The sequence below is a fragment of the Streptomyces sp. WAC04114 genome (assembly GCF_019733245.1).
GTDB lineage: Bacteria > Actinomycetota > Actinomycetes > Streptomycetales > Streptomycetaceae > Streptomyces > Streptomyces massasporeus_A.
Genome location: NZ_JAIGQA010000245.1, coordinates 1 through 9,628, shown reverse-complemented (window position 1 = coordinate 9,628; position 9,628 = coordinate 1). Strand labels below are relative to the sequence as shown.

Annotated in this window: 10 protein-coding genes and 1 pseudogene; 5 read left to right on the top strand and 6 right to left on the bottom strand. The window is 64.3% G+C overall.

Annotation, left to right across the window (positions count from 1 at the left end; all coding sequences use genetic code 11):
* Both K4G64_RS36310 and K4G64_RS36305 read left to right on the top strand, forming a co-directional pair.
* Positions 1-208: SEC-C domain-containing protein (locus K4G64_RS36310; RefSeq protein WP_221760148.1), on the top strand; the 208-nt coding region annotated here is incomplete at its 5' end.
* 201 nt (positions 209-409) lie between these two features.
* Positions 410-1,759, top strand: coding sequence for a DNA cytosine methyltransferase (locus K4G64_RS36305; protein WP_221760147.1), 1,350 nt, complete (start codon positions 410-412; stop codon positions 1,757-1,759).
* Here K4G64_RS36305 and K4G64_RS36300 read toward each other — a convergent pair.
* Genes K4G64_RS36300 through K4G64_RS36285 form a run of 4 tightly spaced genes read right to left on the bottom strand, consistent with a single transcriptional unit; the run spans position 1,691 to position 6,161 of the window.
* Positions 1,691-2,185, bottom strand: a complete 495-nt coding sequence (locus K4G64_RS36300; RefSeq protein WP_221760146.1) for a very short patch repair endonuclease — start codon at positions 2,183-2,185, stop codon at positions 1,691-1,693. The two genes, K4G64_RS36305 and K4G64_RS36300, sit on opposite strands and share 69 nt — an antisense overlap.
* A gap of 8 nt (positions 2,186-2,193) precedes the next feature.
* Positions 2,194-4,014: a DEAD/DEAH box helicase gene (locus K4G64_RS36295; RefSeq protein ID WP_308122584.1), complete on the bottom strand. Its 1,821-nt coding sequence runs from the start codon at positions 4,012-4,014 to the stop codon at positions 2,194-2,196.
* Positions 4,011-5,450 (bottom strand): hypothetical protein, encoded by a 1,440-nt coding sequence (locus K4G64_RS36290; RefSeq protein ID WP_221760145.1) that lies wholly within the window; start codon positions 5,448-5,450, stop codon positions 4,011-4,013. The genes K4G64_RS36295 and K4G64_RS36290 overlap by 4 nt, the downstream gene beginning before the upstream one ends.
* Before the next feature lie 21 nt (positions 5,451-5,471).
* Positions 5,472-6,161 (bottom strand): hypothetical protein, encoded by a 690-nt coding sequence (locus K4G64_RS36285; RefSeq protein ID WP_221760144.1) that lies wholly within the window; start codon positions 6,159-6,161, stop codon positions 5,472-5,474.
* Between the two features lie 318 nt (positions 6,162-6,479).
* Between K4G64_RS36285 and K4G64_RS36280 the strand changes: the two genes are divergently transcribed.
* On the top strand, positions 6,480-7,469 hold the full coding sequence (locus K4G64_RS36280; RefSeq protein ID WP_221760143.1) for a hypothetical protein: 990 nt from the start codon (positions 6,480-6,482) through the stop codon (positions 7,467-7,469).
* Positions 7,470-7,494: 25 nt separating this feature from the next.
* Here the strand turns inward: K4G64_RS36280 and K4G64_RS36275 are convergent, their stop codons facing one another.
* Positions 7,495-8,130 (bottom strand): ATP-binding protein, encoded by a 636-nt coding sequence (locus K4G64_RS36275; RefSeq protein WP_221760142.1) that lies wholly within the window; start codon positions 8,128-8,130, stop codon positions 7,495-7,497.
* 218 nt (positions 8,131-8,348) lie between these two features.
* Here K4G64_RS36275 and K4G64_RS36270 point away from each other — a divergent pair, with 218 nt between their 5' ends.
* Both K4G64_RS36270 and K4G64_RS36265 read left to right on the top strand, forming a co-directional pair.
* A complete protein-coding gene (locus tag K4G64_RS36270; RefSeq protein ID WP_221760141.1) occupies positions 8,349-9,194 on the top strand; it encodes a helix-turn-helix transcriptional regulator in 846 nt (281 codons plus the stop codon).
* Entirely contained in the window at positions 9,195-9,428 is a 234-nt protein-coding gene (locus K4G64_RS36265; RefSeq protein ID WP_221760140.1) for a DUF397 domain-containing protein, read from the top strand.
* Positions 9,429-9,524: 96 nt separating this feature from the next.
* On the opposite strand, the pseudogene K4G64_RS41215 reads toward K4G64_RS36265, so the two are convergent.
* Positions 9,525-9,628, bottom strand: a pseudogene (locus K4G64_RS41215) (IS5/IS1182 family transposase); the annotation flags it as partial.

Sequence of the window (9,628 nt, the reverse complement as noted above, 5' to 3'; positions counted from 1 at the left end):
CACCGGCACGGTCCCGTCCTACGAGGCCTTCGCGGCATCGGAACTCTCGTCCCCGACAGACCCGACCCTCCTCCCCCAGTACGCGACGACACTGGCGGCAAGGGGCCGGGCGGTGGCGTGGCCGCCGCAGCGGGGGGCGGCTTGCTGGTGCGGCTCGAGTCGGGCTTATGGCGAGTGTCATGGAGCTGACCTGAACAGGGGCGTCTAGAACTGCCCCGCGTTTTCCGCACCCCTTAAAATCTCACTCTGCCCTCGACTGCGCGCAGCCGAGGGCTAGTCTCGCGCCTGGATCGGCCAGTCACATACTGGTGCCCGTGGAGACCCTGACAGATGCGAGACTTTGGCAGGAGCGGCCGCCAACAGCCACGGTCCCTCCTCAGCACGATGGTTCATCCCCAGAAGGAGCGGCATGCCCCCCAGCGGCCAGAAGCGTCCGCAGTTCACCACGCCACTGACCTCGATCGAGATCTGTGCGGGGGCCGGTGGGCAGGCCGTGGGGCTGCACAATGCCGGATTTGATCACTTGGCACTCGTCGAGTGGGATCAGCACGCGGTTAGTACACTGCGGGCCAACGTCGGACGCTGGCCCGGGTGGACGCCGCAAAAGGCCCAAGCCCTCGATCCGATGGACGTCAAGGAATTTCTCACATCAGACGCATGCCGGGGCCTTGATCTAAGAGGCGATACCCTCGACCTCTTCGCGGGCGGCGTCCCTTGCCCTCCCTTTTCCCTGGCCGGAAAAAGACTGGGCGAAGATGATGAGCGCGACCTATTCCCGGAAGCTCTGAATATCATTGAAAAGCTTACCCCTAAAGCAGTCATGATTGAAAACGTCCGGGGCATCCTTGAGCCGCCCGAGGTCTTCATCGAATATAGGGCTAAGATCCTCGATCGATTGCGCCGCGCTGGCTACACAGTCCCCAACGTTGACGCTTCACTTTCTCCAGGAGCCCAGGATCTCGAGATGCGGAAGGTATGGCGCCGACTCGATGCGAAAGATTTCGGCGTCCCTCAACTGCGCCCTCGAGCCATCCTAGTCGCCATCCGCGAGGACATCTCAAAGCCCGGCGTCAATGAATTCTGCTGGCCGCTGGGAATTAAGGGCGACGAAGCCGCTGTCGCGGAAAGCCTCAAAAGGACCATGCGGGAACGGTGCCTTCCGTACTGGGACAAGAACAAGTGGGGCGAGCCGGCCAAGCCCGGACAGCGGACAGGCGAGGACGTTTACAACGACTGGCTCGACGCGGCTCGAAAGTCCGCGGCCGCCGGCCGCGGCGTGGCCCCCACCCTGGTGGGTGGATCCAGGAAACACGGCGGCGCCGACCTTGGACCCACGCGAGCGAAGAGGGCATGGGCAGCCATGGGAGTTGACGCCATGGGGGTGGCCAACGACCCGAAAGCTTGCGACCCGGAACGGGACTTGTTCAGGGAGAACGGCCCAATGCTCACCGTCGAGCAAGCCGCCATCATCCAGGGATTTCCGCGAAACTGGCGGTTCCAAGGGAAAAAGACAGCACAATACCGGCAAGTAGGAAATGCCTTTCCCCCGCCGGTCGCTGAAGCTGTAGGCCGCGCAATCGCTGCTATTCTGCGACCAGAGCACCGGGAAGAGCTTCTCAGCAACTACGACGTCGACTCCCCGGACTCAGCCGCCCTGGATGACATTCCACGTCAAATGGAACTCTCAATTTCAGCGACAACCACTCCCGCGCCTGCGCGCGAGGACCGTCGCGGCAATCTTGTCGGCACAAGCCACTGACTGCTCGTGCTCCCAGAACCGGAGCACGAGCCAGCCCGCGTCACTGAGCCTCTGATCCGTGTCCCTGTCCCGCTTCACATTACGCAGCACCTTCTCCGACCAGTAACCGGAGTTCGTTCTAGGTGGCACGTAATGTTCAGGGCAGCCATGCCAATAGCAGCCGTCAATGAATACCGCGACCTTCGCTGGGCGGAAGACCAAGTCGGCCGTCCGGCGAAGGTCTGGTATGGGGCGTGCCGCCACCCGGTAGCGGAGCCCTCGGGCGTGCACCAGACGTCTGATCAGCCATTCCGGCTTTGTATCTCGGCTGCGGATGGCCTGCATGTTACGACGGCGGGCAGCGGACGAAGCCCAGGAACCTTCCGGGGCTTCCCATACGGCTTCGGAGGACACAGCATCGATCGTAGTGCCCTGCGTCCACCTCATGCAGCCCACTACCGGTTGCCCCCCAGGTGACTCAGCAGCGCTTCGATGTCACTCGGCGCCAGACCAGCCGCCACCGACGGCTCCTCTTCCAAGTCGGCAAGTTGCTGGACTGTGGGGTCATCCAGGATCTGGCCCATGAAGGCCAGCTTCTGTTCCAACCGCGCAGCCACGACCTCGTCTATGGAGTTGCGTACGGCGAGGACCGTGACCCGCGTCTCGGTGCCCGGCGCGAGGCCGAGGCGATGGATGCGGTCCAGGCTCTGCAGAAACCGGCCGGCCATGAAGTCGCGGTCCACGTAAACAGCGTCATGACAGTGGTGGTGCAGGCTGATGCCCTCGCCGAGGGTCGCCGGGTTGGAGATCAGCACCATGCAGGCCGGATCATCGCGGAACCGCCGGATCTGTTCCTCTCGGTCGGGGGTCCCTCCGTAGACCACGGCCGGACTGAATTTCCCCAGCATGCGCTCTAGCGTCGTAAGGCTCCGGACGAACGTCGTCCAAACCAGCGTCTTACGTCCGGCCGCCGCGTTTTCGGCGATGATCGCCACGGCTTCCTTGTACTTCGGTGACAGCTCGTGGTCGGGGAGGTTCTGCAACTTCGAGTACAGAGAGCCGCCTGGGGGAATCTCCAGCGGAGGCAATTGGTAAGCCAGCGGCTCGTACTTGGTGGCACCTTCCAGGAGCAGAGCCGGACTCGTAGCGGCCATCAGAAGCCGCAGAGCTGTCTTGCCGAGCGCGCTGAGATCCTCCCTGGCCGCCCCATTACTCATCCCGCCGACGAGGGAGCTGTAGATCTCGTCATGCAGGGGCGGCATGTCCACGTAACGAATGCCCAGATCGACAGGAGGCAGACCGAGTTCCTGCTTGGTCGTCCGCGTGAACAACGGCCGTAGCACCGTACTTGCCTGCCGAAGGTCTCCCCCGGCCACGGCGCGGACGACGGTCTGTTGTCCGTGCCCCGGCCAGACGAAGCCCAATAGATTCTCCAGGTCCTTGGAACCGTTCGGAGCCGGCGTACCTGTGAGGATCAGGCGACGGTCCGCATGTGGCCCTAGGGCCATGCACGCGGCACCGTAGGTGCCCCGGGCCCCGAGCTTCATCCTGTGCGCCTCATCAAGGATGATCATCGAGGGCTCGGCTGCCAGCCAGGTGGTCAGCATCGACAGCGAGCGGTCCAGCCGTTCGTAGTTGACGACGAGCACCTCCGCCCATTGGTCCAGCGACCCGTCCAGGACGTTGACGCGGAGAGCGTGCGTCAGACACTCCGCCGTCTCGAAACGCCACGAGTCGTAGGCCGACTTCGGGCAGACAACCAGAAGCCGCCGCGCGTGGCCGGCGGCCTTCTGCGCCGCATACACAGCAAGCGCGACGCGCGTCTTGCCAGCCCCGGGCACGCTGAAGTTGGCACCGTGCTGGAGAGACAGGAGCTTCGCGATGTCCCGGCGCTGGAAGGCGCTCAGCTCACCTTTCCAGTTGTCGCCGAGCAGACTCGGGACATCGTCCGCGTCGACCTCGCCGGCAGATCCCGTACCCGCCAGCCTGGTTTCCACGGTCCGCGCGTCCTGGAGGACACCGGTCGCCAGCTTCCTCAAGGCAGAGGACCACTCCACACCGCGAGGGTCGGGCCAGTCGCCAAGAACTTGCAGGTTGGCCAGGAAGTCATCAAGAGCAACAGAGGCGCTGAGCAGGCCGAGCTGGCCGCCCGTCCGGAAACGGGCGGCCAGCTGGACCAGGTCCGGCTGGTGGTGCTCAGTGGTCCGGAGCACGACGCGCGTGTGCGTCTCATCGAACCCCAAGTGCAGGGACGTTTCGCTGGATGTGTCCGTCACTGTCCGGCCTCCGTGGCGACAGCGGCCATCAGCCAGGCCACGCCGTCGCCCGGATTCTGGAGACCGCGGCCCGCCTGCTGGGCCAGCTTCAGCAGGCTGCCACGGAGCTTGATCACCGCGTCATCAAAAGCTTCTTCGTCGAGGCTGCGCGATGTGCGGGCCTGCACTAGGTCGCTCACGCACTGGTCGATGCTGGCGCACGCCTCTGCGAGACGGGCCGGCGCGAGCTGCTTGCGCTTGCGCAGACGGGCCCCGCGGATCTCGGCATCGATGACTTCATAGAAGACGTCCTTTGCTTCGTCCAGAACTCTCTGAGCCCGCTCCTTCGCCTCGTTACCGAGGTCCGGGCCCCCGCTCTTGCTGCGTACCACAGCGGCGGCACGCAAGAGACTGTCGTTGAGTGCCTTCACGTCAGCCACCGCGGTGGAAGCTGCTGGGACCTCCACCCCGAGTCCGGGGATCATGACACCCATCGGCTTGGCCTCAGACCGGTTGTCAAGCGCCGGACCAGCGGAGAGCAGCTTTTGCTCCAGCCCCTCCTTGAGAGAGTTCTCGTTGATGTGCCGCACGTCGGTCTTGGAGAAGTTGAGCAGAATGGCGGCCAGACGCAGTTCCTTGAGAATCTCCGCCTGGTCGCGGTCGAGCGTCTCCAGCTTCACGTACAAGCGCTGGAGTTCCTTGAGGCGCTCCTGGGCGCCTTCCCAGTCGACCAGCCGGAGGCCGTTGCCCCCAGCGTCCTGGCTGCGCTTGATCAGCTCACGGATCGTGGCAAGGATCCAGCGTTCCTGGTGGTATGTCCGGACCTGGATCCGGAACTCCTTAGCAATCTGTTCGGGCGTACGCCCGAGGGCCGCCTGCTCCTCCATGGCGATGATTCGGTTGATGTAGGAGTAGTCGCGCCGGTGATCCCGACGGAGCTGCAAGGACAGCTCCACGGCATTGATGTCCGCCCAGGTGAACCACTCGGGCAGCACGCCCACACGCATCGACTGCACGCCAAGCAGTTTCAGGGCGGCTGCTCGGGTATTGCCGTTGACCAAGATGCCCTGATGAGTGACGAGCCCGGGGTCGTTCTGACCGAACTCTTCGAGGCTGTCCTTGAGGGCGTCGAACTCGACGTCGCGCAGACTGGTGTCGGCCGGCGAGACCTGAAGCAGGAAACGGAGGTAGTTCTGGCTCTCCTCACTCCACGGGTCCTGATCCAGCCCCGCGTCCTTCGCCGCGTCGTGGCTCCGCTGAGCCCGGATACGGTGCGTGCTGGGGTTGAAGTAGAGCTTGTTGAGGGGCAGGTCGATCACGTCGACGTGCGCCTTCTGCTCATTCCAGTCAACAGTCACCGTCTCGCGGGTACCGCCTGCCGTTTGCGCCTCCGCGACCTTCTTCTTGATCAGATCGCTCAGTTCGTCCGCCTGCGGCGGAGCGGGAAGTTCTCGCATCAGATTCCGGTCCGTCCTGTCCTAGTCGTTCGCGCCGTCGAGTGCATCCGCCACAGCCCTACGGGAGGTCTCCGGAAGAGTCCGGTACTGGCCCCAGAGCTTGTCCACCGGACTCAGGGAACGCCGGTCCGCAGCGATCCAGGCGCCGAGCACCCGCTGTTCCATGGGCGACAGGGCAGCCGCCTGCTCCAAGACCCGCCCGAGGTCGGCTTGCCGGCCGGAGCTGCCGACACCACACCGCTTGCACTCGGTGACCAACTCGTAGGTGACGTCTCCGCCAGGCTGGATCACCTGGCGGCGGGCCACGTTGAGCACTGCCTGTTCGATTCCCTCCTCGTACGGCTCACCAGCCGCGATGCCGCACGTGCGGCAAAGGTAGCCGTCCTCGTCCAGCACCTTGGCGCGCTGGGCCGCGGTAAGGCTCGCCTTGTGCTTCGGCGCCTTCGACTTGCCAGGGATCCACACCTCCGCACCCTGCGCCACGAACCGCTGCTCCTGCTGACGGAGAGTCGGGTCCTCGCGGCTAGTCGAGATCTTCCAGTCGTGGTCCCGCAGGTCGCGCATGCGCCGGTCGATCTGAGCGACGTCCGGGAACGCCTCGCGCAGCTCGGCCTTCGTGAAGATCTTGCCCTCCCCCACTTCCTGCACGAGCCACAGTGCGGCCCGAGCCATGCTTCCCAACTTCGCGTCCCGCCAGGACGGCAGAGCCATTTGTCACTCCTGATGTCGAATCGCACGCATTTTGGCAAAGGCGCAGTATGTGCGCATGCGTAACTCACGCAGCGACACAGGCTTCGTCTTGGCCACCCCCCGCTCCACGAGCGGCTATCCACAGTGTCCCACCAAGGACCGAAACCCAGTCCCCACTGGAGCACTTGCGCAACAGGTAGCAAGAACACAACTCGGCTTCCGTCATGCACAATTGACTGAACATCAGCCTGATGCGGCCGCCATGTCGACAACACCGGTCAACAGCAGGTGGATTTGCACTGGTTCGCTACATATAGACCAGAAAGCGAAGTGCGTGGTATGCCACGACCAAAGGGAAGCAAGACTCCTTACTGCTGGACAGTTAAGAAGTTCGGCAGTGACGTTCCGCCTGGGAAGCGCGCGTTTGCAGCCGAACTGCAGAAACTCTGCCGCCTCCTGGCCTTGGAACCCAACGGCAGCGCCCCCACGCAGAAGCAAGCAGCCGACCGGCTGCACACCTGCGATACGTCACTGTCCAGATTCCTCCGCGCCGAGTACCTGCCGGACATAGCGATCGTCAGGCTTCTTCACGCTGCCGCGACTAAGGACGCGGGGAGCGTGGAGAAGGTAGGCATCACGCTCGCCGACCTAGAGGAGCTGCACTCCACGGCCACCGCCGAGCAGCAATGCGGCGACTGCGTGAGATTGCACGGTGAGACGGCGGCGTTGCGGCAACAGGCCAGCGATAGCGCCGATGAACTCAGCATCACCCAGGCCGAACTCGGCACCGTAAAGGAAGAGACAGCAGCCCTACGGGAGGAGGCTGCGGCCTTGAAGCACGAGGTGCGGACACTGAAGGCGGAGGTACAGGTCCTGAAGGTGAGAGAGGGGCACTCACTCAAGGCCACCGCACGGCGCGCCATTCGGGCCGGCCAGCGATCGCGTCTGGCGGCGCGGGCGGACGCGGCTCTGCTGCCGGTCCCCCCTCGGAGGGGGGACCGGCAGCAGAGTAATCCCGAGAAGAGGGCCGCACTGACTGTCGCCCGCCAAGCCGAAGCCCTGCAGAACGGCGGCCGGCAAGACGGAGTTCTGGCCCTGCTGCGCCACTCCGCAGAAGTGCTCAGCCCGGTAGAGACGGCAGCCCTCGTATGTGCCCTGCGCGAGGGGCAACTGGACGAACTGGCAGGCACGTTGATCCACATCTACGGACGGGACAATCCCGATCCTCATGTGATGCGGACAGCGGCCCAGCTTCACCAGCACGGAGCGCCTGACGATGCCGCCGCACTCTTGCGAGCGGCCCTGTCTACGCGGCGAGGGGCACCCTGAAGCCAAGGGGCAAGCGTGCCAGTGGTCAGGCAACGGTAGCCACTTCGGCTTCGTAGTGCACCTGCGCCCGGTCCAGTACCTCATCCGGGTCGTGCCCCTGTGCGGCGGTCCAGTGCAACAAGTCCGCGATCAGCTCGACCGCAGACTCCTCAAGGAGAACTGACTTACTGCGCCCTTCCGCAGCCATGGCGGGGTGTCCCTTCCGGTACCACTCAAGCGCTCCGCGAGCCCGCTCGGCACGTCGGCACACAGCCGTCGGCTGTGCCGCAATCTCACACCACACGGACTTGCCGGCAGCCGTCAGGACCGCCCCCCAGTCCGCCGCCAGAGCCGCGAGCAAATGGAGGCCACGCCCGCCCTCCTGGTCACAGCGAGCCTTTACGGGGGCCGGCAAGAGCCGGCTCTTGTCGTGGACCTCGATGCGCAGGCGTTCATACCTCCACTCCAGGATGAGTGTCGCCGGGACGCCCTCCCCCACATGTCTGATGACGTTCGTGACGAGTTCTGTCACCAGCAGCTCCGCTTCTTCGGCCGCAGACGACACGCCCCATCGGGCAAGCTGCGCGACGGTGGCTCTGCGGAGCAGACGAACTTCCGCCGGCTCCGCTTCAAACGGCAGGACACAACGGAGTCCGGATTCGGTGACTTGGCAGCCTGACACTGGGCCACTCCTCCCTCCCATGCCACGCACCGAGTGCGCCGCCGTAACCATACGACTGCGTTGCGTAGCGACCTGTAGCCGAGCATGGCACAGAGAAGTCTCACCATGTAACTTCTCACGAAAATCCATCGGGTGAATCCGATGGTGGCGCGACGCCCCCCTGCCTAGCCTGTTGAAGATCTCGGGGCCGGCCACCCAACGCTTGGCGAAGGAGCTAAATGTCCGAGCGGACTACCACCCGTCGGCGACAATTGGGCGCGATGCTGCGAAAGTTGCGTGCCCGGCAGGGGCTGACGCTTGAGGAGGCCGGCCGACGCGTTGACGTATCCAAGGCAACAGTCAGCAGGTACGAGACCCAGTCCGGACCGGTCAAGTGGATCCTCGTCGATGCGTTGTGCCGCGAGTACGGGGCGACGGAAACCGAACGCGACGCCATCGTCAAACTCGCCAAGGAGGCCAAGCAGCAGGGCTGGTGGAGCTCCTTCGCCGACGCCATCCCCGAGAGCATGAATCTCCTGCTCACACTTGAGGACGAGGCAGTGAGCGAGAACCACTTCTCCTGCGTGTACGTCCCAGGCCTCCTGCAGACCCGCGCCTACAGCACTGCGCTGCAGAGAGCCAACGAGGTGCCCCTGGGGCCATCGGAAATCGAGCGGCTGGTCGACATCCGTATGAAGCGGCAGGAGATCCTCACCCGCACGAAACCGCTGCGCCTCTGGGCAATCCTCGACGAGTCAGTGATCCGCCGGGTCGTCGGGTCCCCAAGGCTTATGCGAGAGCAGCTCGATCGACTGCTCGAAGCGAACGAGTCTCCTCACATCACGCTCCAAGTGCTGCCCTTCTCGCAGGGCGCCCATGCAGCAGCGCTGGGGAGCTTCGTCATCATCGGCGGCCCTCAACCCGCCCTTGATGTGGTGTACGTCGACTTCCATACAGGCTCTCTCTTCCTGGAAAAGGAAGCAGAACTGGAGCGATACAGACTTGCGTTCGAGTACCTCCGCGCACAAGCGTTGGACATGGAGGCTTCCTCCGCACTGATCCATCGCGCCCGCAAGGAGCTCTGAATGCCCGCCAGCCCCCTGATCACCTCGGAGCCCAGGTGGTTCAAGTCTTCATACAGCGGCGGCAACGCCACCGAGTGCGTGGAGTGTGCCTTCGACGCTCAGGGCGCGCTCATACGCGACTCGAAGATCTCAAGGGGGCCCTTCGTACCCGTCAGCGGTGAGGCATGGCGTTGCTTTGTGACAGCTGTAAGGACTGCACCGGTTCGTGAGGCTGGCCAGTGGCGCAAGCCCTAGCCTCGTCTCCGCGGCGCCGAAGCGACGGCTGCCTCAACGCCTGCCGAACGGCGTCAGGTCTATTCGTGGCCTAAGAGGTCGTTTTCTCCCGATGTTTCATCCCGGAATGGGTGTTTGATCCTGTGGTGTCGGGTCGCGCCAGGAGATGGTGGCTTCGTCGGTGAGGCGGCGGGCCATCAGATCGGTCATGGCCAGCTGGA

Coding starts and splice junctions, on each gene's coding strand:
- K4G64_RS36270 (WP_221760141.1), top strand. CDS start 8,349: ATGTCCGAGCGGACTACCACCCGTCGGCGACAATTGGGCGCGATGCTG.
- K4G64_RS36300 (WP_221760146.1), bottom strand. CDS start 2,185: ATGAGGTGGACGCAGGGCACTACGATCGATGCTGTGTCCTCCGAAGCC.
- K4G64_RS36265 (WP_221760140.1), top strand. CDS start 9,195: ATGCCCGCCAGCCCCCTGATCACCTCGGAGCCCAGGTGGTTCAAGTCT.
- K4G64_RS36280 (WP_221760143.1), top strand. CDS start 6,480: ATGCCACGACCAAAGGGAAGCAAGACTCCTTACTGCTGGACAGTTAAG.
- K4G64_RS36290 (WP_221760145.1), bottom strand. CDS start 5,450: ATGCGAGAACTTCCCGCTCCGCCGCAGGCGGACGAACTGAGCGATCTG.
- K4G64_RS36305 (WP_221760147.1), top strand. CDS start 410: ATGCCCCCCAGCGGCCAGAAGCGTCCGCAGTTCACCACGCCACTGACC.
- K4G64_RS36285 (WP_221760144.1), bottom strand. CDS start 6,161: ATGGCTCTGCCGTCCTGGCGGGACGCGAAGTTGGGAAGCATGGCTCGG.